Annotated in this window: 25 protein-coding genes and 1 riboswitch; of the genes, 8 read left to right on the plus strand and 17 right to left on the minus strand. The window is 71.1% G+C overall.

All coding sequences use genetic code 11. The features are described 5' to 3' along the window. Nucleotides 1-133: 133 nt before the first annotated feature. The 8 genes from FKR81_RS40125 to FKR81_RS40160 form a co-directional block, all read right to left on the minus strand. A complete protein-coding gene (locus tag FKR81_RS40125) occupies nt 134-1,393 on the minus strand; it encodes a cobalamin biosynthesis protein (protein WP_146360347.1) in 1,260 nt (419 codons plus the stop codon). After that, a complete protein-coding gene (locus FKR81_RS40130; RefSeq protein WP_146360349.1) occupies nt 1,390-2,217 on the minus strand; it encodes a bifunctional cobalt-precorrin-7 (C(5))-methyltransferase/cobalt-precorrin-6B (C(15))-methyltransferase in 828 nt (275 codons plus the stop codon). Before FKR81_RS40130 ends, FKR81_RS40125 begins: the two co-directional genes overlap by 4 nt. Continuing rightward, nucleotides 2,217-3,251 carry a cobalt-precorrin-4/precorrin-4 C(11)-methyltransferase gene (locus tag FKR81_RS40135; protein ID WP_146360351.1) on the minus strand — a complete coding sequence of 345 codons (1,035 nt, stop codon included), beginning with the start codon at nt 3,249-3,251 and terminating at the stop codon, nt 2,217-2,219. Before FKR81_RS40135 ends, FKR81_RS40130 begins: the two co-directional genes overlap by 1 nt. A 33-nt stretch (nt 3,252-3,284) precedes the next feature. Continuing rightward, nucleotides 3,285-4,664 (minus strand): cobyrinate a,c-diamide synthase, encoded by a 1,380-nt coding sequence (locus FKR81_RS40140; protein ID WP_222598563.1) that lies wholly within the window; start codon nt 4,662-4,664, stop codon nt 3,285-3,287. Next, nucleotides 4,658-5,272 carry a cob(I)yrinic acid a,c-diamide adenosyltransferase gene (gene cobO, locus FKR81_RS40145; RefSeq protein ID WP_146360355.1) on the minus strand — a complete coding sequence of 205 codons (615 nt, stop codon included), beginning with the start codon at nt 5,270-5,272 and terminating at the stop codon, nt 4,658-4,660. The genes FKR81_RS40140 and cobO overlap by 7 nt, the downstream gene beginning before the upstream one ends. Nucleotides 5,273-5,298: 26 nt before the next feature. Continuing rightward, complete coding sequence (locus tag FKR81_RS40150) at nt 5,299-7,209, minus strand: putative cobaltochelatase (protein ID WP_146360358.1); 1,911 nt, start codon at nt 7,207-7,209, stop codon at nt 5,299-5,301. Nucleotides 7,210-7,245: 36 nt separating this feature from the next. Further along, nucleotides 7,246-7,390, minus strand: a riboswitch (cobalamin riboswitch). Further along, a complete protein-coding gene (locus tag FKR81_RS40155) occupies nt 7,388-8,395 on the minus strand; it encodes a threonine aldolase family protein (protein ID WP_222598564.1) in 1,008 nt (335 codons plus the stop codon). It overlaps the preceding riboswitch by 3 nt. Nucleotides 8,396-8,421: 26 nt before the next feature. Further along, complete coding sequence (locus FKR81_RS40160; protein ID WP_222598565.1) at nt 8,422-9,516, minus strand: cytochrome P450 family protein; 1,095 nt, start codon at nt 9,514-9,516, stop codon at nt 8,422-8,424. Between the two features lie 38 nt (nt 9,517-9,554). Between FKR81_RS40160 and FKR81_RS40165 the strand changes: the two genes are divergently transcribed. After that, nucleotides 9,555-10,730, plus strand: coding sequence for an 8-amino-7-oxononanoate synthase (locus FKR81_RS40165; protein ID WP_146360362.1), 1,176 nt, complete (start codon nt 9,555-9,557; stop codon nt 10,728-10,730). A 33-nt stretch (nt 10,731-10,763) separates the two neighbouring features. Here FKR81_RS40165 and FKR81_RS40170 read toward each other — a convergent pair whose 3' ends face one another. Together FKR81_RS40170 and FKR81_RS40175 are read right to left on the minus strand one after the other, a co-directional pair. Continuing rightward, nucleotides 10,764-11,216 (minus strand): GNAT family N-acetyltransferase, encoded by a 453-nt coding sequence (locus FKR81_RS40170; protein WP_146360364.1) that lies wholly within the window; start codon nt 11,214-11,216, stop codon nt 10,764-10,766. A 13-nt stretch (nt 11,217-11,229) separates the two neighbouring features. After that, a complete protein-coding gene (locus tag FKR81_RS40175) occupies nt 11,230-11,961 on the minus strand; it encodes a serine protease (protein ID WP_235922192.1) in 732 nt (243 codons plus the stop codon). A 149-nt stretch (nt 11,962-12,110) separates the two neighbouring features. Here FKR81_RS40175 and FKR81_RS40180 point away from each other — a divergent pair, with 149 nt between their 5' ends. After that, a complete protein-coding gene (locus FKR81_RS40180) occupies nt 12,111-12,719 on the plus strand; it encodes a LysE family translocator (RefSeq protein WP_146360366.1) in 609 nt (202 codons plus the stop codon). Here FKR81_RS40180 and FKR81_RS40185 read toward each other — a convergent pair. From FKR81_RS40185 to FKR81_RS40195, 3 genes are read right to left on the minus strand one after another with little or no spacing between them, the layout of a single operon-like run. Next, on the minus strand, nt 12,716-13,435 hold the full coding sequence (locus tag FKR81_RS40185) for a S1 family peptidase (protein ID WP_146360368.1): 720 nt from the start codon (nt 13,433-13,435) through the stop codon (nt 12,716-12,718). The two genes, FKR81_RS40180 and FKR81_RS40185, sit on opposite strands and share 4 nt — an antisense overlap. 18 nt (nt 13,436-13,453) lie before the next feature. Beyond that, complete coding sequence (locus FKR81_RS40190; protein ID WP_146360370.1) at nt 13,454-14,233, minus strand: S1 family peptidase; 780 nt, start codon at nt 14,231-14,233, stop codon at nt 13,454-13,456. 15 nt (nt 14,234-14,248) lie between these two features. Further along, a complete protein-coding gene (locus FKR81_RS40195; protein WP_146360372.1) occupies nt 14,249-15,274 on the minus strand; it encodes a M48 family metallopeptidase in 1,026 nt (341 codons plus the stop codon). Between the two features lie 71 nt (nt 15,275-15,345). On the opposite strand from FKR81_RS40195, the gene FKR81_RS40200 reads away from it, so the two are divergent. Then, on the plus strand, nt 15,346-16,251 hold the full coding sequence (locus FKR81_RS40200) for an alpha/beta hydrolase (RefSeq protein WP_186763458.1): 906 nt from the start codon (nt 15,346-15,348) through the stop codon (nt 16,249-16,251). Between the two features lie 34 nt (nt 16,252-16,285). Then, nucleotides 16,286-18,163 carry an ABC transporter ATP-binding protein gene (locus tag FKR81_RS40205; protein ID WP_146360376.1) on the plus strand — a complete coding sequence of 626 codons (1,878 nt, stop codon included), beginning with the start codon at nt 16,286-16,288 and terminating at the stop codon, nt 18,161-18,163. Between the two features lie 78 nt (nt 18,164-18,241). Here the strand turns inward: FKR81_RS40205 and FKR81_RS40210 are convergent, their stop codons facing one another. Next, nucleotides 18,242-18,811 carry a TetR/AcrR family transcriptional regulator gene (locus FKR81_RS40210; RefSeq protein ID WP_146360378.1) on the minus strand — a complete coding sequence of 190 codons (570 nt, stop codon included), beginning with the start codon at nt 18,809-18,811 and terminating at the stop codon, nt 18,242-18,244. Between the two features lie 113 nt (nt 18,812-18,924). Here FKR81_RS40210 and FKR81_RS40215 point away from each other — a divergent pair, with 113 nt between their 5' ends. From FKR81_RS40215 to FKR81_RS40225, 3 genes are read left to right on the plus strand one after another with little or no spacing between them, the layout of a single operon-like run. Then, entirely contained in the window at nt 18,925-20,055 is a 1,131-nt protein-coding gene (locus FKR81_RS40215) for an alpha/beta hydrolase (RefSeq protein WP_146360380.1), read from the plus strand. Next, entirely contained in the window at nt 20,052-20,687 is a 636-nt protein-coding gene (locus FKR81_RS45390) for a CatB-related O-acetyltransferase (protein WP_235922193.1), read from the plus strand. Before FKR81_RS40215 ends, FKR81_RS45390 begins: the two co-directional genes overlap by 4 nt. Before the next feature lie 41 nt (nt 20,688-20,728). Continuing rightward, nucleotides 20,729-22,615: a patatin-like phospholipase domain-containing protein gene (locus tag FKR81_RS40225; protein ID WP_146360382.1), complete on the plus strand. Its 1,887-nt coding sequence runs from the start codon at nt 20,729-20,731 to the stop codon at nt 22,613-22,615. Here the strand turns inward: FKR81_RS40225 and FKR81_RS40230 are convergent. Further along, nucleotides 22,599-23,804, minus strand: coding sequence for a DUF6585 family protein (locus FKR81_RS40230; protein ID WP_146360384.1), 1,206 nt, complete (start codon nt 23,802-23,804; stop codon nt 22,599-22,601). The two genes, FKR81_RS40225 and FKR81_RS40230, sit on opposite strands and share 17 nt — an antisense overlap. A 67-nt stretch (nt 23,805-23,871) precedes the next feature. Next, nucleotides 23,872-24,030, minus strand: a complete 159-nt coding sequence (locus FKR81_RS44100; RefSeq protein WP_186763459.1) for a hypothetical protein — start codon at nt 24,028-24,030, stop codon at nt 23,872-23,874. 258 nt (nt 24,031-24,288) lie between these two features. Here FKR81_RS44100 and srmL point away from each other — a divergent pair, with 258 nt between their 5' ends. Then, nucleotides 24,289-25,335, plus strand: a complete 1,047-nt coding sequence (srmL, locus tag FKR81_RS40235; protein ID WP_222598566.1) for a PheS-related mystery ligase SrmL — start codon at nt 24,289-24,291, stop codon at nt 25,333-25,335. Here the strand turns inward: srmL and FKR81_RS40240 are convergent. Continuing rightward, the gene (locus FKR81_RS40240) at nt 25,305-26,099 is read right to left on the minus strand and encodes an SAM-dependent methyltransferase (RefSeq protein ID WP_146360388.1); all 795 of its coding nucleotides are present in this window, start codon (nt 26,097-26,099) and stop codon (nt 25,305-25,307) included. The two genes, srmL and FKR81_RS40240, sit on opposite strands and share 31 nt — an antisense overlap. Nucleotides 26,100-26,183: the final 84 nt, after the last annotated feature.

The following is a 26,183-nucleotide window of genomic DNA, read 5'->3' on the forward strand; positions in this document are numbered from 1 at the left end:
CCCGGCCCACCAGCAGGGGCACGATCTTTCGTCAGGACTCAGACGTCCAGGAGGAACGAGTGCTCACCTGCCAGCGGCTACCAGACCCGAGTCTGCCCGACGGGCGACTCACGACTCATTAGGAGGATATGCGTCAGGGAGTCCAGACTCCGGGAATTACCACGACGTCTGCTTCGACCGGATTGTCCATCGCGGGACCGGTTCCGAGCTCGACGAGCGCGACCGCCGCGCCGGCCTCGGCGAGTGCGACGGCGCCCGATTCGCGAATTTCCGTGCCAGGGCGCAACAAGTGCCTGATCTCGTCGATCGCGTCAGTCGGCCCGACGACGAATGCCGCGCGCCGCAGCTCGCTCTCCGCGAGCGGAGTCCGCTGCTCCGCGGCGCCGGGACCGAGCCCGACGAGCGCGAGCCTGCCGCGCGGCAGGATGCGCGCGGCGGCGACGGTCACGTTGTCCCGCTTGTACTTCTCGGCCGCGAGCTCGATCCGGCCGCCGCGGCAGAGCGTCGTCGCCCCGTGCAGCGCGGCGGCCTCGGCGACGCTCGCCGTGCCCATCGAGTTGCGCACGACCGAGCTCGGGTTGGGCACGCCCACCTCACCGAGCACGTCCGTGCTGAACGTCAGCAGCTCGGCGGTGTCGCTGTGCCAGAAGCCCCACTCCTCGACGGCGTTGACGATGCCCGGTTCGTCGGCCTTCGCGTCGGCGGTGGCGAACGCCTTGACCGCGCGCAGGTCCAGCCCGCCCTCGACGTCCAGCTCCTCCAGCGCACCCGCGACGGCCTGCGCGCTGACCCCGCGCGTCGACCCGACGCCGACGACGAGCGTGCGCGGCACGATCCGCAGCGTGTGCTCCCGTTGCGGTGCCGCGCGGTCGTCGATGACGATCATCCACGACGGCACCTCGCCCGCCGGAACCACGTTGTCCGGCAACGCGGGCAGCGGGAAGCCGAGCGGGTTGCGCAGCACCACGACCTCGCCCGCGGCGATCGCGGCCGCGCACGCGCCGATGTCGCCGTCGACCGTCGCGTCGAGCTGTTCGAGCAGCTCGTCGAGCACGGTGTCGCCGGACGGGCCGGTGGTGACGACCGGCGTGCGGTTCAGCACGTCCGCGACGTGCCTGGCGAGCGCGTCCGCGTCACCCGCGAGCGCGACCACGAACTCGTCGTCCACGCACACGACGCCGGGGTCGGACTGCTTGTCCCGCAACAGGGGCGCGATGAGGCGCACGGCCGAGCCCGCGTCCGCGAAGAGCACGGCCGAGCCGAGTCGCGGCCACAGCCGGTGCAGCGCTGGGCGGACGGGGCCGTCCGGCACCACCGCGTCCGCGCCCAGCAACCCGGCCAGGTCAGCCGCGTCCCGGCGACCGCGTTCGGTCGCCGCGAAAACACCGATCACTTCTTCGTCCCCCACAGCACGGTGACCGGTGCGGCCGCCGCGAAGCCCTCGTCCACCAGACGCGCCGCCGTCAGCTGGCAGCCGTCCACGTCGTATCCCGCGTCCCGCAACGCATCCCGCGCGGGCACGATCCGGTCGACGCTCGCGGTCGTCAGCACGACCCGCTGCGCGCCGACGGAGGCGGACGCCCGCACGTCCGCGAGCGAGCCACCGCCGACGAACACCGCGTCCGGCTTCGGCAGGTCGTCGGTTCGCAGCTCGGACTCGACCACCCGCACGTCCACCTGGTGCGCCGACGCGTTCGCGATGATCCGCACGCACTGCACCGGGTCGGGCTCGACCGCGAGCACCGCGGCGCCGAGCCGCGCGCACTCGATGGCCACCGCGCCGGATCCGGCGTTGACGTCCCAGACCAGCACTCCCGGCCGCGCGGCCAGCCTGGCCAGCACGAGCGCGCGCACCTCGGACGACGTGACGTGCCCGTCGCGGTGCGCGAACGCGTCGTCGGACAGCGCCCAGCCCTCGGTTCCGGGCCTCAGCTCGGTGTCCGCGAGGCACAGCACCGCGGTCGGCGCGGTCCAGCGCTTCACGACCGCGTCAGCGGGGTCCACAGTGGACAGTTCGTCGGCGTCCGACACGACCAGCGTGCGCCGCCAGCCCGACAGTCCCCTGCCCAGCTCCGCCGGGCCCGCACCGGGCGCGGTCTTCACGACCACGGCCGACCGGGCGCGGCACAGGTTCAGCGCGGGGCGGAGGCCGTCCGCCGCGTCGACCACGGGGACGTCGGACCTGCCGGAGGCGTCGAGCAGACGCTGGACCGTCATCAGTTCGTATTGGTGCGCTTGGTGTTCTTACGCGGCGCCGGCTTCTTCTTGGGCGTCGTGCTGGCCTGCACCGAGTTCGTCTTCTTGGCAGCCGCGACGACCGTCAGCTTCGGCTTCGCAACGGGCTCAGTCGTCACCGTGTCCTTTTGCGGCTCCTCGGCCTTGAATTCTTCTTTGGCTGGAGCCTTTCGTGCGGCCTGCTGTATTCCCTCGACCGCCGTCCACGCCGGGTTGGGCGGTTCCTCGACGCGGGCCGCGATGCGCGTGGCGGCGCGGCGCGACCAGCTGGTCGGGCGGGCCGAGCGGATCGGCTCGTCCGGCACCTCGCGCCGCGCGCGGGACTGGGTGGCCTTGAGGGTGCGGCCGACGATGAACAGCGCCGCGCGGTACAGCTTGTGCTTCTTGACCGTGTTCTCCAGCTCGGCGACCGTCGTGTGCACGATCAGCTCGTCCGGCTGGGAAACCTTGTACGCCACCACAACCGGTGTCTCGCCCGCGTATCCGCCCGCGCGCAGCTTCTCGACGAAGTGCCCGGCGCGCGCACCCGGCAGCGACACCGCCATCGTCGTGCCGTGCTCGGCGAACTCGCGCACCTGCTCGACGCTGTCCGGTGCGGTGAGGATGATCGACTGCGCGATCTCGGACCCGGTCAGCTCCCGCCCGATCACCGCGGCGGCGGCGGACAACGGCGCCACGCCCGGCACGATCTCGACCTCGAGGCCGAGCCGCTGGCAGCTGTCGTACTGGTCCTGCACACCGCCCCACAGCGCGGGATCACCCGCGTGCAGCCGCACGACCTTGAGCCTGCTCGCGGCGGCGCGCCGGTACAGCTCGACGACCTCCTCGTGCGGCACGCGGGAGAAGTCGACCAGCTCCGCCTCGGCCCGCGCGTGCTCGCGAACGCATTCGGCGTCGACGACGCTCGGCGCCCAGACCACGACATCGGCCTCGGCGATGCGGCGCGCACCCCGCAGGGTGATGAGATCGGCGGCACCGGGACCGGCACCGACGAAGGAGACCCGACCGGTCGTCACGACTGCTCCCCACGACGAAATTCTTGGGATTGATTAGGCGAAGACCGTACCGTCTGCGGTCGGCTCCACGAACGGGTGGCACGCCTCCACGAACCTTTTGACAGCAAGTGGATCACCAGCCGGATGGGTGTGCAGGTAAGACGCGTGCACGCCGCCGACGACGAATCCTTCCGCGACCGGTTTGTGATCGACGCCCCGCCAGCGCCACGCCGGTTGGTCACCGTGCGGAACGGACAGAGCGGTGCGGTGGAACTCGTGCCCGGTGACGCGGGCACCCGCCGGGTGCAGCGGGGAGTCCTGCGGCGCCACGGCATCGCGGTACCCCAGCGTGAGCTTCGGCGTCATCGCGCCTTCCGCGTCGAGCACACCGCACATCGGCAGTCCGTCGAGCGTGCGCGCCAGGTACAGCAGGCCGCCGCATTCGGCGTGCACGGGAGCGCCCGATCGGGCGAACTCGGCGACGGCCGTCCGGAGTGGAACGTTCGCCGACAGCGCCGCCGCGTGCTGCTCGGGGAACCCGCCCGGCAGCACGAGACCCGCCGTGCCCTCGGGCAACGCCTCGTCGCGCAACGGGTCGACGACGGCGACGTCCGCGCCGGCCGCCTTCAGGATCTCGACGTGTTCCGCGTACCCGAACGTGAACGCGGGACCGCCAGCGACGGCGATGAGCGGACCGTCGGGCACCGGGGTGATCCCGGGATCCCACGACGGGACGGCCATCGACGGCACGGACGAGGCGAGCGCGCGCACCGCGTCGAGATCCACGTGCTTGGTGACGGCGGCGGCGATCGCGTCGACGGCGGCGACGGCCTCGGGCCCGTGCTCGGCCGCGGTCACCAGCCCGAGGTGCCGCGACGGCAGCGTGAACTCCGGATCCCGTGGCAGCACACCGAGAACGTCGAGCCCGACCTCCTGGCACGCGTCGCGCAGCACCTGCTCGTGACGTTCGGAGCCGACCTGGTTGAGGATCACGCCGCCGATCCGCACGGTCGGGTCGTAACCGCGGAACCCGTGCAGCAGCGCGGCGAGCGAGCGGCTCTGGCCGCGCGCGTCCACGACGAACAGCACCGGTGCGTTGATCAGCTTCGCGACGTGCGCGGTCGAGCCGATGCCCATCGTGTCGACGCGGCCGTCGAACAGGCCCATGACGCCTTCGACGACCGCGATGTCACAGCCCCGCGCGCCGTGACCGAACAGCGGCGCGATGATCGACTCGCCGACGAGCACCGGGTCGAGGTTGCGGCCCGGCCGTCCGGTGGCGAGCGAGTGGTAGCCGGGGTCGATGTAGTCCGGGCCGACCTTGAACGGCGCGACCCGGTTGCCCGAGCGCCGCAGCGCGGCCATCAGCCCGGTGGCCACGGTGGTCTTGCCGCTGCCCGACGCGGGCGCGGCGACCACCAGCCTGTTCACCACTCGATCCCCCGCTGGCCCTTCTGGCCCGCGTCCATCGGGTGCTTCACCTTGGTCATCTCCACGACGAGATCGGCTGCCTCGGCCAACTGCTCGGGCGCGTACCGCCCGGTGATCACCACGTGCTGGTGGCCGGGCCGGTTCACCATCGTCTCCACGACGTCCGCGACGTCGATCCAGCCCCAGTGCAGCGGGTAGGTGAACTCGTCGAGCACGTAGAAGCCGTGGCGTTCGGCGGCGATCCGGCGCTTGATCTCCGCCCAGCCCTCGCGCGCGGCCTCGGCGTGGTCGTCGTCGGTGCCCTGCTTGCGGGTCCACGACCAGCCCTCGCCCATCTTGTGCCACTCGACCGCGCCGCCCTCGCCGGTCTCGTCGTGCAGCCTGCCGAGCGCCTTGAAGGCGGCCTCCTCGCCGACCTTCCACTTGGCGGACTTCACGAACTGGAACACGCCGATGTCCCAGCCCTGGTTCCAGCCGCGCAGCGCCATCCCGAACGCGGAGGTCGACTTCCCCTTCATCTCACCGGTGTGCAGCATCAGCAACGGGCGGTTGCGGCGCTGCCGGGTGGTGAGGCCGTCCTCCGGGACGCTCGTCGGTTGTCCTTGTGGCACAGCGGTTTCTCCTTACGCGGCCAAATCTATGCTGCTCGGACGACACCGGCGAGGTGGTCGGCGTTGAGTTCCTCGAGCCTGACGCAGGCGGCCGCCAGCGCCTCGGCGATCTTGACCGCCAGACCGAGCCGGACGTGCCCGCTCTCGCAGTCGACGACCACGACGGCCTGGGACGCGAGCAGCCCGGCCGCCTTCAGCGCGTCCTTGGTCGGGTCGCCGCCGAGCCCGGACGACGTGGCGCGCCCGTCGGTGAGCAGCACGACCAGCGGCCGCTTCTGCGGGTCGCGCAACCGTTCGATCTCCAGCACGCGGTGCGCCTTGAGCAGTCCGTCGGCCAGCGGGGTGCGGCCGCCGGTGCGCATCCTGCGCAGCCGGGCCGCCGCCGCGTCCACCGACGTCGTCGGCGGCAGGGCGAGCTCGGCCGTGCTGCCGCGGAACGTGATCACGCCGACCTTGTCGCGCCGCTGGTAGGCGTCGCGCAGCAGCGAGATCACCGCGCCGCTGACCGCCGACATGCGCTGCCGCGCGGCCATCGATCCGGACGCGTCGACCACGAAGAGCACGAGGTTGCTCTCCTTGCCCTCCTTGACCGCGCGCCGCACGTCCGTCTTCGCGAGCACCAGGCCCGGCCCGCTGCGGCCGCGCGCGTGCTGGTGCGGTGCGGCGGCGGCGAGCGTGTCGATCAGGTGCAGACCCGTTCCGTCCACAGTGGACGAACGGACGACGCGGCCGGTCCGCGCGCGGGCTCGCGACCGCTTGCCCGGCGCGCCCTCGCCGACGCCCGGCACCTCCAGCAGCCGCGCCTTGAACGCGGCCGACGGCTCCGGTGCGGGCCGGTCGGACGACTGGCCGTTGCCCCTGGGCGCCTCGTTCGTCTCCGGCAGGCCACCGCCGTCGGGTCCGTCGTCGTCCGGACCGTCCGGCTGCTCGTCCTGGGCGTGCTCGGCGGCCTCGCGCATCGCGTCCTCGAGCTGCTGCTCCTCGATGCCGGGTTCGTCGAACGGGTCGCGCCTGCGCCGGTGCGGCAACGCGAGCCGCACGGCGATCTCGACGTCGGCCTCCTCGACCTCGGCGGCACCGCGCCACGCGGCGTGCGCGGTGGCCGTGCGCGCGACGACGAGGTCCGCGCGCATGCCGTCCACCTCGAAAGCCGCGCAGACGGCGGCGATCCGGCGCAGCTCACCGTCCGGAAGGGACACACCCGGCAAGTTCGCACGCGCCTGGGCGATCTGCCGCTTGAGCTCGTCGTCGTGCCCGGCCCACTGCGCGGCGAACGCGACGGGGTCCGCCTCGTACCGCAGGCGCCGCCGGATGACCTCGGTGCGCACGCCGACGTCCCGCGCGGCCTTGACCGCGACCGTCAGCCCGAACCGGTCCAGCAGCTGCGGCCGCAGCTCGCCCTCCTCGGGGTTCATCGTCCCGACGAGCAGGAACCGCGCCGCGTGCGACACGGACACGCCCTCGCGCTCGACGTGCGCGCGGCCCATGGCGGCGGCGTCGAGCAGCAGGTCGACGAGGTGGTCGTGCAGCAGGTTGACCTCGTCCACGTAGAGCACGCCCCGGTGCGCGGCCGCGAGCAACCCCGGCTGGTAGGCGCGCACACCTTCGTTGAGCGCGCGCTCCAGGTCCAGTGAGCCGATCAGCCGGTCCTCGGTCGCGCCGACCGGCAGCTCGACGAGCTTCGCCGGCCTGCGCTCGGTCTCGGTGCCGTGCGGCGCGTCCGGGCAGCCGGTGTCCTCGGCCGGGTCGCAGCCGAACCGGCAGCCCCGCACCACGTCCAGCTCGGGCAGCAGTGCGGCGAGGGCGCGCACGACGGTCGACTTCGCGGTCCCCTTCTCGCCGCGGACGAGCACGCCGCCGATGCCGGGGTGCACCGCGTTCAGCAGCAGGGCCAGCCGGAGGTCGTCGTGTCCGACGACGGCTGAAAAGGGGTACATGCTCCAGGGAGTCCTTCCTCGGGTGTCCACGCCCGTGTCCGGTGACGAAGGGGGACGAGTTCCTGACTCCCAGCCAGCGGCTGGTCACAGTCGCGGGACGGTGCCGGACTCCCACCGGCTTCCTCGCACTCCCCTACAGCCCCGGCATCGTCGCATCCCGATCCCCCGGCACCAACCCTCAGGTGTCGCGCGTCTCGCCCACCACCGCCAGGAACTTCGCGTACGCCTCGACGATCTCGTCGTGCGTCCACTCCAGTGCCGGCCCGGCGACGGTCACCTCGGTCATCGCGATCCCCGGCACGGGACTCGGCCAGAACTTCCCGAGGAAGTCACCCCGCACCTCGTTGATCCGCTCGGGCGAGCCGTGGACGTGCAACCGGAACTGGTGCGTGTGCGGCTCGGCGACACCGAGCGCCTTCGCCACGACCTTCGCGTGCTCGACGTACGTCGCGAGCCTGGGCAGCACGACGTCGAGGCCGTGCAACGCGGCGAGCGCGGCGGGCCACTGCCCGAACAGCATGCCGCCGTACCGGTGCCGCCAGATGCGGGCCTGGTCGACGAACTCCTTCGAGCCCGCGAGCGCCGCGCCGGAGATGCCGGCGAGCGACTTGTAGAACGACACGTACACCGAGTCGAAGAGCCCCGCGATCTCGTCGAGCGGCTTGCCAAGACCGGGTGCGCTCTCCCACAGGCGGGCGCCGTCGAGGTGCAGCACGGCGTCGCGTTCACGAGCGGCCTCGACCACGGCGACGAGCTCGTCCCACGTCGGGAGCACGAAACCGGCCTCGCGCTGCGGCAGCTCCAGCAGCAGCGTGCCGAACGGCTCCGGGCAGTCCGCGACGTCGGACGGCGCGATCAGCGCCCACGGGTCCGCCAGCTCGATCGCGCGCAGCCCGGCCAGCACGGAGAGCGCGTCTCCCTCGTGGAGCAGCGGGTGCGCGGTGGGGTGCATCGCGACGATCGGGTTGGACGTGCGGTCGGCCCAGCACCGCAACGCGATCTGCTGCGCCATGGTCCCGGTCGGGACGAACAGCGCGGCCTCGGTGCCGAGCAGGGACGCGACGCGTTCCTCCAGCTTTGCCACCGGACCGCCGTCGCCGTAGCGGTCGGGCTTCTCGTCGGTCAGCAGGTCGGCGAGCTGCGCTCGCATGGTGAGTTCCCGGATACCGGAAAGCTGACGGCTCATCGGTCCAGCATCGATGCCCGGCCCGCTCACGCGCCAATCAAATTGCCGCTCAGCGGACATCCGACCGGCACCTCGAGTGGCGCGCGGAACGACAGCAGCTTCAGCATCGGCGGCGGTCCCGCGGACGCCAGCCGCAGGTCGGGCAGGCGCTGGGCGACGGTCCGCAGCACGACGGCCGCCTCCAGCCTGGCGAGGCCGGCACCGAGGCAGTAGTGCCGCCCGTAGCCGAACGCCAGGTGCCGCCCGCGGTCGTCGAACGCCCCGGCGAGCAGCAGCACCAGCTCCGCACCGGCTGGCAGGTCCACCCCGGCGAGCGTGACGGGCCGCGCGGTCACCCGCCGCCACGTCACGACCGGCGGCACCTCGCGCAGCACGTCCTCGACGACGTCCTCCGCCACGCCCGGCAGTGCCAGCCGCGACCACAGTGGACGGTCGCGCAACGCGCGGTCGAACGCGACCGACAGCAGCTGCGTCGTCGTCTCCTGGCCGGCGATGAGCAGGAAGTAGCAGAGGCCGGCCGCCTCTTCGGCCGTGACGCCGTGGTCGGCGAGCGCCGCGAACAGGTCGCCGTCGCGCGCGTGGAACCGCTTCACGAGCCACTGGTGGAACTCCCCCACCGGCCCGGCGAGCTCCAGCTGCCGCTCGGGCGTGACGTCGCCCCAGAAGAACTCCAGCGACGCGGTGCTCCACGCCTTGAGCGCCGGAACGTCCACTCCGGACAGTCCGAGCACCTCCATCAGCACGATGCACGGCAGGTCCCACGCGAGGTCGCGCACGAGATCGGCGCCACCGAGCCGTTCCGCGGTGAGCTCGGCGATCCGCGGTTCCATCGCGGCGACCCGCGCGGGCGTCAGGAACGAGGCGACGAGACGCCGCAGCCCCGAGTGCGACGCGCCGGAGTTGTTGGCCAGCGTCGGCGGCAGCGTGAACCGGGCCCGCACCAGCTCGCGCAACGCGGCCGGGCGCACCGGCGTGACGGCGGTCAGCGCGTTGTCCGGGAGGTACGCGGCGGGGTCGGCGAGCACCGCGCGCACGGCGTCGTAGCCGGACACCACCCACCGCCCGTCGAGGTGGTGGACCGGCGCGGGCAGGTCGTCCCGGGTCAGCGAGAACAGGTCCACGCAGCGGAACGGTAGCCGCAGGATGCGAGACTGCAGCGGTGACCGTGAGCACAGGTGAGTCGACTTTCGACTGGATCGACGTCCGCGCCGACGCGCGTGCCAAGGCGGGCCTCGCGCGCAGGCTGCGCCCCCGCCAGGCCGACTCGACGGACCTCGACCTGGCGAGCAACGACTACCTCGGCCTCGCCCGCGACAAGCGCGTCTGCGGCGCCGCCGCGGCCGCGACGCTGCGCTGGGGCGCGGGCTCCACCGGGTCGCGCCTGGTCACCGGCAGCACCGAACTGCACGCCGAGCTGGAGTACGAGCTGGCGAACTTCTGCGGCTCCCAGTCCGCGCTGGTGTTCTCCAGCGGCTACGCGGCGAACCTCGGCGCGCTCACCGCGCTGAGCGGTCCCGGCACGGCCATCGTCGCGGACCAGCACATCCACGCCTCGCTCATCGACGGCACGCGCCTGTCGAAGGCCGACGTCGTCGTCGCGGGCCACTGCGACGTGGCACAGGTCACGCACGCCCTGCAGACGCGCGGCAAGCGCCGCGCACTGGTCGTGACGGACTCGGTGTTCTCCGTGGACGGCGACCTGGCCCCGTTGAAGGAGCTGGCCGACGCCTGCCGCGAGCACGACGCCGCGCTGATCGTCGACGACGCGCACGGCCTGGGCGTGGTCGGTCCCGGCGGCCGCGGCGCCGTGGCCGATGCGGGCCTGGCCAGGTCGGCGGACGTGGTCACCACCCTGACCCTGTCGAAGTCGCTGGGTGCGCAGGGCGGCGCGGTGCTCGGCCCGAGCCGGGTGATCCGGCACCTCGTCGACACCGCCCGCACGTTCATCTTCGACACCGGACTGGCCCCGAGCAGCGCCGCCGCGGCGCTGGCCGCGATCAAGATCCTCCGCGAGGAGCCGGACCGCCCCGCGCAGGCGCTGAACGTCGCCCACGAGCTGAGCAACCGCCTCGCCGAGGCCGGTTTCCACACCAGCACGCCCACCGCGGCCGTCGTGAGCGTCCGCGCGCCCAGCCCCGAGCAGGCGTTCGCGTGGGCCGAGGCGTGCCGCACCAACGGCGTCGTCGTCGGCTGCTTCCGCCCGCCGTCGGTGCCGGACCAGATCTCCCGCCTGCGCCTCACCGCGCGCGCCGACCTGTCCGAGGCCGACATCGAGCGCGCGGTCCGCGTGATCACCGAGTGCGCCGCGACGGCGGGTGTGGAGACCCGCCGCTAGCGGTCACCGCAGGGGCGCGGTTGATGCCATGAGCTAGCGGCGCATCCGCAGGTGCGGGATGCCGTCCTCGATGAACTCGGCGCCTTCGGGCTCGAACCCGAAGGTCGAGTAGAAGTCGGCGACGTACACCTGGGCGTCGAGCACGCAGGGCGCACCACCCACGTCCACCAGCGCGGCCTCGACCAGTCTGCGGCTGAACCCGCACCCCCGCGCGGCCCGCGCCGTGCACACCCGTCCGATGCGGAAGCTCCCGTCCGCCTCCTCCAGCAGCCGCAGGTAGGCGACGGGCGCGGAGTGCCCGTCGGTCTCCAGCCAGAAGTGCCGGGTGGTCGGCTCGAGGTCGCGGGAGTCCATGTCGAGGTACAGGCAGGTCTGCTCGATGACGAAGACCTCGCCGCGCAGCTTGAGGAGCGCGTAGAGCTGGGCCGTGGTCAGGTCGGCGGCCCAGAGCCTGCGCAGGGTGGCGGGGAACGGTGATGTGCGCACCGCACAAGGGGTATCAGACGCCGAGTACCGATCGGTAGTACGAGAGTCGGGTGTACGCGCCTGGCTCACCCGGCCGCGCGCAGCCGCGTCCGTACGACACGACGCCTGCGAGCCTGCCGCGCACGACCAGCGGGCCGCCCGAGTCGCCGGTGCAGGCGTCCCTGGTGCCGCGACCGGCGCACAGCATCGAGCCAGCCCGGTAGTCCGGGTCGAGCCGGGAGCACTCGGCGTCGCCGAGGATCGGCAGGCGCACCTGGCGCAGCACCGGTGACGGCTGGTCCAGTTCGCCCGTGCGGCCCCAGCCGAGGACGGTGCCCTCGGTGCCGGTGTCGCCGACGGCGATCGTCCGGTAGGGCAGGGAGTGCGCCAGCGTCAGCACGGCCACGTCGTCGCCGTGCGCGACGTCGCGGTACTCGGGGTGGCGCCAGACGGAGCGGACCAAGACCTCGACGCCGTCGCGTTCGCGCAGGTCAGAGCGGCCGGCGACGACGCGGACCGCGGAGGCGGACCGCTGGCTCGAGCTGAACACGCCCTTGTCCGTGACGCAGTGCGCGGCCGTCACGACCTTCTCCGGGGTGACGAGCGAACCGCCGCACACCAGCTGGCCGTCCGGCGTGGTGATCGCCACAACCCAGGGTGTGTCCGAGATCCGCGCGGGCGAGCCGCCGACGATCGCCTCAGCGCTCTGCGCGCCGCTGACCAGCGCGATCACCGCCGCGACCACGGCATACCGCTTGACCCTCACGGACCACTCCCCGTTGCACCAGGTGGACGAACGGTCACGAACCGTAGCGAACGCGCCAAGGCGGCGTCAAAACCGAAGATTCTCTTGTTAGAGTCGTATCAGGCCGAAGATTCCACGGCCTGTTATGCAGATCACGGGGGTAATGTCCGGTGTACTTCGACTTCGGCCAGGTTCCGGCCTTCCTCATCGCGTGCGCGGTCGTCATCGTGACACCGGGCGTGGACGCCTTCCTGCTGCTGCGGACGTCGATGCGCTCGGGCACCCGCGCCGGGCTGCTCGCGCTCGCCGGGATCCACACCGCCGCGGCCGTGCAGGTCGGGCTCGTGATCTCCGGTCTCGGCGTGGTGCTGGCCCGCTACCCGATGGTGCTCACGGCGTTGCGCTGGATCGGCGCGGCCTACCTGCTCTACCTCGCGGTGACGATCGCGCGCGGCCTGCTCAGGCGGACCGACGGCCCGGCCGACGAGGTGGTCGGCGAGCGGCCGTTCCGGCAGGGCTTCCTGACCAACATCACGAACCCGAAGATGCTGCTGTTCTCGCTGGCGTTCCTGCCGCAGTTCATCGGCGCCGGCCAGCCCGCCGCGCAGCTGACCCTGCTCGCGGTCGTGTTCCTCGGGCTCGCCGCCGCGTGGGAGCTGCTGATCGTGCTGGCGGCGAGCCGCGTCGCGGGCAGGCTGCACCGTCCGGGCGTGACGACCGCGCTCGACGCGGTGTGCGCGGCCGTCTTCCTGACGATGTCCGTCGGCCTGGTCGTCTAGCTCAGGTACGCCGTCACTCGCGTGTAGACACCGGGCTGGCCGGGACGCGCGCATCCCTTGCCCCACGAGACGATCCCGGCGAGCTTGCCGTTCACCACGAACGGCCCGCCGGAGTCGTCGGTGCACGAGTCGACGCCGCCCTGCGGGAGGCCGGCGCAGAACATCGAGTCCGCCTGGTAGCTCGTGTAGGCGGCGGTGCACGCGGCGTCGGCCATGATCGGCACGGAAGCCTTGCGCAGCACCGGGCTCTTGTTCGTGTCGCCCTCGGCGAGCCTGCCCCAGCCGAGCACGGTGCCCGTGGTTCCCGCGAGGTAGGCGGAGCTGTCCGCGATCGGCAGCACCGGGCCCGGCAACGCGTTCGCGAGCGTCAGCAGCGCGATGTCCTTGCCCTGCTGGGGAATCGTGTACCCGCCCGCGATCTGGTACTGCGTCACCTTCGTGACCGCGCCCTGGGTGGTGGTCAGGTCGAGCCGCCCGGACACGACGTAGATCGACGTGGGCGCCTTCTGGTAGACGCAGTGCGCGGCGGTCGCGACGAGCGCGGGGCCGACGAGCGCGCCACCGCAGTACTGGTAACCGCCCGCCGTCGTGAGCGCGACCATCCACGGGTACTCGGCGATGCTGCCGACGGGCGTGCCGCCGACGATGCGCGGATCCGCGCCCGCGGGCGCCGCCGTGACCAGGAACAGGGCCAGAACCGCTGCTGTGAGGCGCATGCGGTCACTGAACCGAGATCACCGACCGGCGGCCACTCGAGCCGGAGAAGGCGACACGACCGAGTGAAGGTCGTCGGCGTAGGCGGACAGCCGGACGTACACGCCGGGCTTGCCGCGCCGCGCGCAGCCCTCGCCCCAGGACGTGACGCCGACGAGCTTGCCGTTCGCGACGATCGGGCCACCCGAGTCGCCCTGGCACGTGTCGACGCCGCCATCGGGGAAGCCCGCGCAGAACATGTCGGCCGCGATGAACTGGGGGTACGCGGCGCGGCACGCCGTCTCGGGCATCACCGGCACGCTCGCGGCCATCAGGAAGCGCGAGCCGTTGCCGTTCTCGCTGGTCCGGCCCCAGCCGAGCGCGGTCAGCTTCGTGCCGACCGCGTACAGCTCGCGGTCGGACCGGTCCGCGATCGGCAACGGCTGGTAGGACAACGGCTCCTTGAGAGTGAGCACCGCGACGTCCTCGCCTGAGTCCGCGGACGAGTACTTCGGGTGCACCCACACCTCGGCCGGAGTGACCGCGTCGCCGGCCTTCTTGTCCTGCTTGTCCTCGCGTCCGGCGACGACCCGCAGGCTCGCCGCCGACCGTCCGGCCGCGCAGTGCGCGGCGGTGAGCACCTTCGACGGTGCGACGAGGGTGCCACCGCAGAACTGGAAGCCGGTCGAGTCGGTCAGGTAGACGACCCAGGGGTTGTCCTCGATCCGGGCGCGTTCGCCGCCCACGATCTGGACGTCCGCCTGCGCAACGCCGCTGACCAGGAACAGGAGGGCCGAGAGCACTACCCCGAGTCGTCGCATGACCCTAGAGAGTAGTCACTCCGTTGCTCCGTTCGGAGCAAACCTGCTCCAAACCCTCCCCGCGGTGCCGGCGACGGTCTCGCCGACCTCGTTGATGACCTTGATCAGCGGGTCGGTGGAGTTCGCCATCGACTCCTTGTACGAGCGGGCCGCGGACTTGATGTCCTCGGAGAAGTTGTTCGACGGGCTGTCGTCCTCACGGCGCGCGTAGGTGCCGGTGAGGATGTCGCGGTACTCCTCGCTCGCGGACCAGCGCTGCAGCTCGGCCGCGCGGACGACGACCAGCGGGTGCGACCGGCGCTCGGTGTGCAGGAGCTTGAGCAGGCTGTCGCGGACGTCCTCGACCTCCTGGTACTCCTTCGCCTGGGCGAGGAACTCGCTCGTGTCGATCTGCTTCGCGTCCATGCCGCCCGCGAGCGCGATGTGCCCGCGCAGCGCGGCCTGGGGGTCCTGGCAGGCCAGCAGGCCGGCGCGGTCGCAGGAGAGCTCGGTCTTGCGCTGCCACTCGTAGAGCGCGGCGATGATCGCGCGCATCGCCAGGTACCCGGCGGGCAGCCAGCCGAGCGACCGCTGCAGGCCCAGCAGCCTGCGCAGGATCGTCGAGTACAGCGCGTGGCCGGACATGACGTGGCCCATCTCGTGCCCGATCACCCAGCGCAGCGTCTCGTGGTCGACCAGGTCGACGAGCCCGGTCGAGAGCACGATGAACGGCTGGTCGATGCCGTAGGTGCCGGCAAACGCTTGCGCGTCGCGCTCGACGTAGATGTCGGGCACCGGGTCGAGGTCGAGCGTCGCGGCGACCTCGTTGCGGAGCCGGTCGATCGACGGGTACGCCTTCGGCCCGACCCGGATCGAGGACGCGACCTGCAGCAACCGCTCGCCGCGCTCGGTGAACGCGCCCGCCACGGCCTGCAGGATGGGCCCGATGCCGGGCACCGCGCGCAGCACCGCGAGCGCGCCGCGGTCCGCCGGGTGTTCGTAGGCACGCGGGCTCAGCCCTGGAAAACGCACCCTGGATGTCTGTTCGATGTCCCCAGTCACGGGGTCCAGATTAGACACGATCCGGCGTCGGCTGTCTTGATTCGCGGTTTTCGCGAGGCACACTGTCCGCCGTGACCTCTGACGACACCCGGATCCTGCCGCTCGGCGACGATGTCGTCGCCACACTGCTGCGCCGCCGCGCCGCGTCGCCGGACAAGGGCGCCATTCTGTACGTGCACGGCTTCGCCGACTACTTCTTCCAGGAGCACGTCGCGGACCACTACACGGCGCAGGGCTACGACTTCTACGCCATCGACCTGCGCGGCTACGGCCGGTCGCTGCGTCCCGGCGTGCCGCCGAACTACACCACCGACATGGCGGTGTACTACGACGAGCTCGACCAGGCCGTTCAGGCGATCCGCACGGAGGACGGCCACTCGCGGCTGGTCGTCGTCGGCCACTCGACGGGCGGGCTGATCACGTCGCTGTGGGCGCACGAGCGGCGCGACGCGGGCGTCGTCGACGCGCTGGTGCTGAACAGCCCGTGGCTCGACGTGGTGGAGCCGCCGCCGGTCCGCAAGCTGGTGAAGTTCCTCGGCCGCCGGTTCCCGCACCTGAAGATCCGCGGCGGGCTCGGTGACGTCTACGGGCGCAGCATCCACAGCGACCACCACGGCGAGTGGGCGTTCGACCTGACGATGAAGCCGCTCGACGGTTTCCCGGTGCTGGCCGGGTGGATCCGCGCGATCCTGCTGGCGCAGGAGAAGGTCCAGGGCGGCCTGGACGTGCGCGTCCCGGTGCTGCTGCTGCACTCCGACCGCAGCCTGCTGACGATGAAGAAGTGGTCGCAGGAGGCGATGACCGCCGACCTCGTGATCGAGGTGGAGCACATGCGCAAGTGGGGCCCGAAGATCGGCTCCGACGTGACGCTCGTCGAGATCCCCGGCGGTCTGCACGACCTGTTCCTGTCGCCGGAGCCCGTCCGCACGCGTGCGTTGACCGAGGTGGACTCCTTCCTGGCCCGACAATTCGCTTGACCTCGACCTAAGTCGACGTTCCAGACTTTCCGTCATGAACATCGACATGAACGCCTGGATAGCGCTGAACAGCGCCATGCAGGACAAGCAGGACCGCCGGGTGACCCGCGCGACGGTGCTGCGGGTGGTGCGGTTCGCGGCATCCCAGCGGGCTGCCGTGATCGCACTGCTCATCACCAGTTCCATCGCCGCGGTGCTGGCGGTGCTGACGCCGGTGCTGGCCGGCCGGGTCATCGACGCCATCGTTCACGGCGGTGAGGTCTCGACCGTGGTCCGCCTCTCGGTGCTGATCGCCATCATCGCGGTCGCCGAGGCGGGCCTGAGCCTGGCCGAGCGCTGGCAGTCGTCGCGCGTCGGCGAAGACCTGATCCTGCGGCTGCGCGAGGCGGTTTTCGCACACGTGCAACGGATGCCGGTCGCGTTCTTCACCCGCACCCGCACCGGTGCGCTGGTCTCCCGGCTGAACAACGACGTGATCGCCGCGCAACGCGCGTTCGCCAGCACGTTGTCCGGCGTCGTCACCAACATCATCGCGCTGGTGCTGACGCTGGCCGTGATGCTGACCCTGTCCTGGCAGATCACGGTGCTGGCCCTGCTGTTGCTGCCGGTGTTCGTCATCCCGGCCCGCCGTGTCGGCCGCCGTCTCGCGGGCATGGAAGCCGAGCGCGCCAACCTGAACGCGTCCATGACGACCCAGATGACCGAGCGCTTCTCCGCGCCGGGCGCGACGCTGATCAAGCTGTTCGGCCGTCCGTCCGAGGAGAACGCCGAGTTCAGCCGTCGTGCGCGGCGCGTGCGGGACATCGGCGTGCGCACCGCGGTGCGGCAGTGGGTGTTCATCGTCGCGCTGACCCTGGTGTCCGCGCTGGCGCTGGCCGTCGTCTACGGGCTGGGCGGTTACTTCGCGATCTCCGGTCAGCTGGAGGCGGGGACGATCGTGTCGCTGGCCCTGTTGCTGACCCGGTTGTACTCGCCGCTGACCGCTCTGGCGGGTGCACGCCTGGACGTGATGACCGCGCTGGTGTCGTTCGACCGCGTCTTCGAGGTCCTGGACCTGCCGCCGTTGATCCAGGAGAAGGCAGGCGCCGTCTCCGTTCCTCCCGGCCCGGTGTCGGTGGAGTTCTCCGACGTGAAGTTCGCCTACCCGTCCGCGGACAAGGTGTCGCTGGCTTCTCTCGAAGAGGTCGCGTCCCTGGACACCCGTGGTGGCGAGGAGATTCTCACCGGTGTGTCGTTCCAGGCCGCTCCGGGACAGCTGATCGCACTGGTCGGCGCGTCCGGTGCGGGCAAGTCGACCATCGCGTCGCTCGTGCCCCGGTTGTACGACACGGACTCCGGCTCCGTCTCACTGTCCGGTGTGGACGTGCGCGACCTGTCGTTCGACTCGTTGCGCGACACCGTCGGCATGGTCACGCAGGACGGGCACCTGTTCCACGAGAGCATCGGGGCGAACCTGCGGCTCGCCGCTCCCGGCGCCTCCGACGCCGAGCTGTGGGACGCGTTGCGCCGGGCCCGGCTGGATGAGCTCGTTTCGTCGTTGCCGGATCAGCTGGCCACCGTTGTCGGTGAGCGCGGATACCGTCTGTCCGGTGGGGAGCGGCAGCGGCTGACCATCGCGCGGTTGTTGCTGGCCAAGCCGCGGGTGGTGATCCTCGACGAGGCCACCGCGCACCTGGACTCCCGGTCCGAGGCCGCGGTGCAGGAGGCGCTGGTCGAGGCGTTGGCCGGGCGGACGTCGCTGGTGATCGCGCACCGGTTGTCCACGATTCGCGCCGCCGACCTCATCCTGGTGGTGGACAAGGGACAGGTGGTGGAACGGGGGACGCACGAGTCGTTGCTGGAGCTGGACGGGCACTACGCGCTGCTGTACCGCACGCAGTTCAGCGAGGAAGCCGCCGCCGACCTGGCGTGAATCACCCGATCGTGTCGGAACTCGAACTGGATTTCGAGCGTTCCGCAAATAGAAGGAAACGCGGGGGACGCGGGCCCTTCAGCAGAGGACTCCGGCAGCGGCGGCGGCGAACGCGGCGCGAGCCGACCGGACGGCGACCGCGTCGTCGACGGGCTCACGGGTGATGAAGTAGCGGTAGAACAGCGGCGCGCAGGTGAGCCGCACCAGTTCCTCCGGGGAGGTGCCCGCGGGCACCTCCCCGCGCCCGATTCCGCGCACCACCACCACCGCGGCCTGCTCGTGCCGCCGCGTGTAGAAGTCGCGCAGCGCGTCCCGCGCCCGCGCCGACTGGAAGCCCGCCGCGATCACCGCCTCGAACACCGGCGACGTGCCCCGCACGATCTCCCGCGCCAGCTCGATCAGGTCACCCTCCAGCGAGCCTGTGTCCGGCATCGGCCACGTGTCGGCGGCGGTCGCCGCGAGTGCGTCCGCGATCAGGCCGTCGGTGGTCGCCCAGCGGCGGTACACCGTCGTCTTGTGGACGCCGGCGCGAGTGGCCACGTTCTCGATCGTCAGGCCGGACCAGCCGTGTTCGGCCAGTTCCTCGTACGTCGCCTCCAGCACCGCCGCGCGCACGCGGGCCGTGCGGCCACCGGGTCTCGCGTTCATCTGCAACTCCAGTTGCGTTAGTGGCGGGCCTCGTGGCAAGCTTAACGCAACGGAGGTTGCATTAGCTCCTCGCAACACCGGGCAGGATCGAAGCAACACGGCATTGGGGGAACATGCGCATCGAAGAGGTCGACCAGCACCACGTCCGCGTCACGTTCGTCTGGCCGCGTCCCGATGCGCAGGTGTCGATGCGGGCGCAGGTCTTCGACGACCCGAACGCCCTGTCGCACCCGATGCAGAGGGTCGGCGACGAGTGGCAGCTGTCCGCGATCGTGCGGAAGGACGCGGTGTTCACCTACCAGTTCATCGTCGACGACCCGTTCCTCGACGCGGACACCACCGACCTGAACAAGCTGGCGCAGCTGATGGCCGAGGCGCGCGGTCGGTCGTTCGCCGACCCGGCCAACCCGCACCGGATCTTCCCGCAGGCCGCGGTGATCGCGGGCGCCACCGAGGCGCCACCGGAGAACTGGGACTCGGTCGCGATCATGCCGGACGCCGAACCGATGGACTGGTTCGACGGCCCGGCGCCGAACCTCACGACCCACACGTGCGGCGGGCGCCAGATCACCGTCTACCAGCCGATCCACGAGGAGCGCGACGTCCCGTTCTGCCTGACGATGCCGCTCGTGGTGCTGCTGGACGGCGAGTGCTGGCCGCGCGTCGCCAACCTGCACACCGCGATCGACACCCTGATCAAGCGCAACGAGCTGGGGCTCGCCACCGTCGCGTTCGTCCACAACACCGGCGGACCGGCGGAGCGCTTCGCCGAGCAGACGTGCAGCGAGGACTTCGCGAACCACCTCGCCGACGAGATCGTTCCGTTCCTGCAGAACCACTACAGCACCGAAGAGGTGATCATCGGCGGTGACAGCCTCGCCGGGCTCGCCGCGACGCACGCGGCGTTCACGCGGCCGGACGTGTTCAACGCGGTGATCTCCACGTCGGGCAGCCACTGGTGGGGCAAGCAGGTCGACGGCGAACCGGAGTGGCTCACCCGCCAGATCGCCGCCGCGCCGAAGAAGCCCCTCCGCTTCTGGGTCGACGTCGGCGACCTCGAAACGGGGGTGTCCGACGACTACGCGCCCGGCGTCGACCAGCGCGCGGCCAACCGGCACCTGCGCACGGTCCTGCAGGCCAAGGGTTACGACGTCGCCTACCACGAGGCGCCGGGCGGCCACGACTTCGCGACCTTCCGCCGCAGCACCATCAAGGGGCTGCTCCACTTCCTGGGGGCCAAGTGATTCCCGACCCGACCCAGCTGTACCCGCTGCCGGACCACCCGCGCGTGGTGCTGCTGAAGACGCTCGTCAAGAACCCGCAGATCCAGGTGGGCGACTACACCTACTACGACGATCCCGAGCACGCGACGCAGTTCGAGCAGCGCAACGTGCTCTACAACTACGGCGCCGAGAACCTCGTCATCGGCAAGTACTGCGCGATCGCGGCGGAGACGCGGTTCATCATGTCGGGCGCCAACCACAGCACGAAGGGCGTGTCGACGTTCCCGTTCACGATCTTCGGCGGCGAGTGGGCCGAGCGCACGCTCGACATCGCGCTGGACATCCCCAGCCGCGGCGACACGGTGGTGGGCAACGACGTCTGGATCGGCTACCGGGCGGTGATCATGCCCGGTGTCACCATCGGCGACGGCGCGATCATCGCGACGGGAGCCGTCGTCACGAGTGACGTGCCGCCCTACACCGTGGTCGGTGGAAACCCGGCGAAGGTCGTCAAGGAGCGCTACCCGAAGGCGGACGTCGAACGCCTGCTGCGCGTCAAGTGGTGGGACTGGCCGGTGGAGAAGGTGACCGCGCACCTCCGGACGATCATGGCCGGGACACCGGACGAGATCGAAAGGGTGGCGTCCGAGTGAACTTTTCCGGCGCCTCCACTTGACCGCGCGATCATGGGCACATGGAGTACGACCGGTACTGCGATCTGACCATGCGGGGCGGCACGACCAGCGGAGTGGTCTACCCGCTCGCCGTGTGCGCGCTGGCGGAGCACTACGAGTTCAAGTCGATCGGCGGCTCGTCGGCGGGCGCGATCGCGGCCGCGTTCACCGCCGCCGCGGAACGCGGGCGCGCCGAGGGCGGGTTCACCAAGCTCGCGGCCACGATCGACTGGTTCACCTCCGGGAAGGACGCGGAGAGGTGGCGGCTGGCGCAGCTGTTCCAGCCGTCCGGGCGGACCAGAGCCCTGTACCGGATCGTCGTCGCGACCATGCAGCGCAAGAGCACCACCGGCCGCAGCGCGATGTCCTGCCTGTTCTTCGCACTGCTGGGCGCGGTCGGCTTCCGCGCGAAGCTGGCCCTCGCGCTGATGGGCGCGCTGTGGCTGGGCGGGCCCGTGCTGTGGACGGCCGTGCTCGCGCCGAAGTCGTACGAGCGCTGGCTCGCGATCACGCTGGTGGTGCTGGCGCTGGCCACGGTTCCGCTGGTGCTGCTGCGCATTCGCCGCGCACTGCCGTGGCGGGCGTGGCTGGTCGCGGCCATTCCGCTGGTGATCGGGCTGGCCTTCGCACGGCACTGGGCGACCGCGGCGGTCGCGCTGATCACGTGGCTGGTGCTCAGCTTCGCCGGGGCGAGCGCGTTGATCGTGACCTACGGCCTCGCCGTGCAACGGTTCCTGCACGACAACGCCGAACGGATCCACTTCGGACTGATCCCCGGCACCGGCACCTTCAAGCCGTCGCTGCTCGACCGGCTCTCCGGTGTGCCGAAGTCGACCGGTGTGCCACCGTTGAGCGACTGGATCGCCGACCGGCTCGACGACCTCGCGGGCACCGAGGAGCCGCTGACGTTCGGCGACCTGGAGAACATCAACCTCGTGCTGATGACGACGGACCTGTCCGAGGGACGTCCGTACCGGCTGCCCTGGCACGACGAGAACCACTGGCAGTACTGCACCGAGTGCCTCGGCCACGTGCTCCCCGCCCGAACAGTCGACGCGCTCAAGGGCGACGAAGAGACCCAGGCCTGCCCACTGCACCCCGCGACCAAGCTGCGTCCGTTGCCTCCCAACGACAAACTGCCGGTCGCGCTCGCCGTGCGGATGAGCCTGTCCTGCCCCGGACTGATCGCGTCGGTGCCGCTGTGCCGCGACGGACGGGTGCACTGGTTCTCCGACGGCGGCATCACCAGCAACTTCCCGATCCACTTCTTCGACTCGCTGCTCCCCCGCTGGCCCACGTTCGGACTGAGCCTGCAGGCGTTCCCCGCGGGTGACGACGACGAGATCTGGCTGCCCGAGCAGGACGCGTCGACCAGCGGCGCGCCGTACGCGCGGCTCGGCTCGACCCGGTCGTTCATGGTGTCGATCCTCGACACGTTCCTGAGCTGGCGCGACACCATGCAGTCCGCGCTGCCCGGCTACCGCGGCCGCATCGCGCACGTCCGGCAGCACGCGGACGAGGGCGGCACGAACCTGTTCATGCCGCCGGAAACCATTCTGCGCCTGGCGAAACGCGGTGAACGCGCCGGGCAGCTGCTGCACGACCGGTTCTCCCGGCAGTCCGAAACCGACCGCTACCGCTGGATCCGGCTGCGCATCGCGATGCGCGAGTACCAGGCACTCGGCACCGAGGTGGCCGACCGGACGGCGATGTACCACGACCTGGTCGAGCGGTTCGAGATCCCGGCCGCGTTGCACGGGTGGTTCCACACCCCACCGAGCGGAACCGATCCGTGCGGGCCGGAGATCTCGAACGCGCTGACCGGCGCGGGCGATCTCGCCGGGTTCGGTCCGTACGACGGGGCCCCGCCCGTCGATCCGGACCTGAGGCTCACTCCACCCGAGTGACCCGTTTGCGGGCCGCGTTGGCGAGTGCGAGCAGGATCGGCACGTTCGGCGTGTCCGCCACCGCCTGCAGCTTGTGCACACCGCCCGCGCGGATCTCCACCATTCCGTTGGACAACGCGAAGTGCGTGACCGCTCCCCACGGCACGAACTGGTTGCCCACGCTGAGCCCGTCCCTGTTGACGACCAGGTCGGCGAACTTCAACGCCACACCGGCGTCGAACGACTCGACGTAGCGCGGCAGCATCGCCTGGTTGGCGTCGCGCACCAGCCGCTGCCCGAGCTCATCGATGCCGGACCAGTCGTCGTCGAAGACGTAGCTCTCCTCGGAGTTGCGCCACACCGTGTACTTGTGGCGCTTCGTGGCGCCTTGGATGGTGACCGCGGCGAGCACCGCGGTCACCTCCTGCCAGCCGCACGTGAAGATCCTCTTGTCCTGACGCACGTGCACGCCGTTGTCGAAGAACGTGGCGCGCCAAGCCTTCCGCCGCCGGATCTTGATCGTGCCCCACACCATCGCACCCGCGCCCGCAAGTGCGACGAGGTACTCGAACACGGTCTCGATGCCCTGGAAGAGGCTGTAGCCCAACGGGAAGAACAGCACCCCGCCGAACAGCAGCCACCCGATGGGCGCCCTGCTGGTGTACTCGGCGACCGGCCTCCCCAGCCGGCGTTCGAGTGCCAGGAGTTCCGGCGTCAGGTCCGGCGTGTCCGCCAGGTCGAGCGGGTCGGCGTTCGGGTCCTCGAGACCCTGCGCGATCCGCCTGCGGGTGCGGCGCTTGTCCAGCGCGCTCGACGTGAAGGCGAGCGCGACTGACGCCAGCAGCACCCACGGCCCGGCCAGGCCGAGCCCGTACTCCGGCTGCTGCACCTGGGTCCGAGCCGTGCTCCCCCACACGCTCGTGACCATGGCACCCCCGTCGCTGCTGTCCCGGATGTCCTCACCGACGCTGTCGGTGAGCTCTCCGGAGACCTCGACACCGTCGACGGTCCAGGTGGCGGGGCAGTCCGTGGTGCTGCCGCCCCTGCGGCCGTACGTGGTCTCACACGGTCCGGTGTAGCTGACCATCACACGCTCACCGAACTTGTACGTGTACGCCGGCCACGCCCACACACTGGCGAGACCCGCTCCCAGGGCGATCATGATGAACAGAGGCGTCAGCCTCGCCCAGGGACCGCGTTTCTTCGACATGCCCGGCAACGTAGGAAAACTCACCACATCGCCACCACACGCACAACGCACTCGATCAGCGCGGCCCTCAGCGTACTGAGCGAACCGCCCCGAACGCGATCAGCACCGCGGCGGCGGCAGCGACGAGCCACGGCCAGACCCGCTTCTTCTCCGGCTCCTCGTACACCTGCGGCTCGTAACCGGGCGCGGCCTGCGGCCAGGTCGGCTCGGCGAACGGTTCGGTCACTGGTGGTCACCTTCAGACACTCGGCTTGCACGTTCTTCGCCCGGTAACTACCGACCGTTAGCGCAACACGTGCCCGGCCACCCGAATGGCCCTATCACCCTTGCGCCTTCCGCTACCGTGGAAGGCATGACGCAGCGATTCATCCGCCCCCGGCTGGCAGTGCCAGTCGCCGGGGCGTGCACGCGCGCCTGACTCTCATCGGCGGCGGGCCAGTCCGGGGGTGACCCCCACGCCCGCTTCCACCCGATGGGACTTCTCATGCACCGCACCGAAGAACTCACCCGCGCGCTGTCCGTCCGCGACCTCACCGACCCCGCGCAGGGCCCGCACGCCATCCAGCTGGTCGTCGACGCGATCACCGCCGCACTCCCCGGACCGGTGCGCGTGGTCCGGCAGCACCCGGTGGTCCCGGTGGACCACAACTACGAGCACCTCGGCTACCCGGCTGACGCGGTGACGCGCGACGCGCGCTACACCCGGTACGTCAGCGAGACGTGCATGCTGCGCAGCCACACGTCCGCGATGATCCCGCCCGCGCTGCGCCGGACCAGCCCGAACACCACGCTCGTCTGTCCGGGGATGGTGTACCGGCGCGACACCGTCGACCGGCTGCACACCGGCACACCGCACCAGCTCGACGTGTGGCGGATCAGCGACGCTCCCGGCGACATCGACGCACTGGTCGAGGCGGTCGTGCGGGCGGCGCTGCCCGGCGCCGAGTACCGCACGACGCCCTCCGAGCACCCGTACACCGAGACCGGCCGGCAGGTCGACGTCCGGCACGACGGCCAGTGGGTCGAGGTCGGCGAGTGCGGCACCGCCGCGCGGCACGTGCTCGACCGGGCCGGGCTGCCTGCCGGCGTGCACGGGCTGGCGAGCGGCTGGGGGCTCGACCGGTTGCTCATGCTGCGCAAGGGAGTCCCGGACATCAGGCTGCTGCGCGAGTCCGATCCTCGGGTGGCACGGCAGATGCGCGACCCCGCGCCGTACCGGCCGGTGTCCCGCCACCCCAGGATGATCAGGGACATCTCGATCGCCACCACACCTGAAGCGGATCTCGAGACCATTGGCGCCGTCGTGCGCGACGTGGTGCCGGAGGAGGTCGTCGAGGAGATCGAGATCCTGTCCGAGACACCCGTCGACGAGCTGCCCCGGCAGGCGGCCGAACGGCTCGGCGCCCGGCCGGGGCAGAAGAACGTGTTGCTGCGCTTGACGCTCCGCGCTCCGGCGCGGACGCTGACCGACGGTGAGGCCAACGAGATCCGCGACCGGATCTACGCGTCCTTGCGGGCCACGCCCGCGTAGATGCTCATGTAGTCGGTGTAGGTGTCGGGACGCCAGTCGTTGACGGCGACGACGCCGGGGTCGAGCAGTGACAGGCCGTCGAAGAAGCGGGACACCTCAGCGTGCGAGCGCATCGTGAGCGGGTTGTCCGTCTTGTTGTAGATGGCGGTCACCTGCTTGGCCTCGGCGGTCTCCTCGAGGTTGAGGCCGTCGTGCGTGCCGTGCGACAGCGCCAGGAAGCTGCCGGGCGCACAGGCGTCCATGTAGTGCGCGACGGCGCCGTGCGGGTCGTCGGCGTCCGGGACGAAGTGCAGCGCGGCGATCAGCAGCACCGCGACCGGCTTGGAGAAGTCCAGGAGGTCGCACCCCGCGAGCACGGCGGAGGGAGAGCGGAGGTCGGCCTGCACGGCCGTGGCGCACGGGTTCTCGGCGAGCAGCGCGTTCGCGTGCGACACGGCCACCGGCTCGACGTCGACGTAGACGACCCGCGCGTCCGGCACGTCCTGCTGCGCGATCTCGTGCACGTTGCCGACGGTCGGGATGCCGGACCCCAGGTCGAGGAACTGCGTGACGCCCTGCGCGACGAAGTGCCGCACGCAGCGGCGGAGGAACGACCTGTTGGCCTGCGCGGTGAGCGCGATACCGGGGAAGATCTGCTCCACTGCCTTGGCGGCGGCGCGGTCGGCCTCGAAGTTGTGGGACCCGCCCAAGTAGTAGTCGTACATCCGAGCGACGCTCGGCTTCGTGACGTCGACTGTGGACGGCACCCATCTGAGCTGTTCCATCACGGCGGCGATCCTGCCTGTACGCCACACGGGTGTCCACCACCACACGTCCGAACTGAGACGCGTCGTCTCACGTGTGCTCGC

This window comes from Lentzea tibetensis (genome assembly GCF_007845675.1).
GTDB lineage: Bacteria > Actinomycetota > Actinomycetes > Mycobacteriales > Pseudonocardiaceae > Lentzea > Lentzea tibetensis.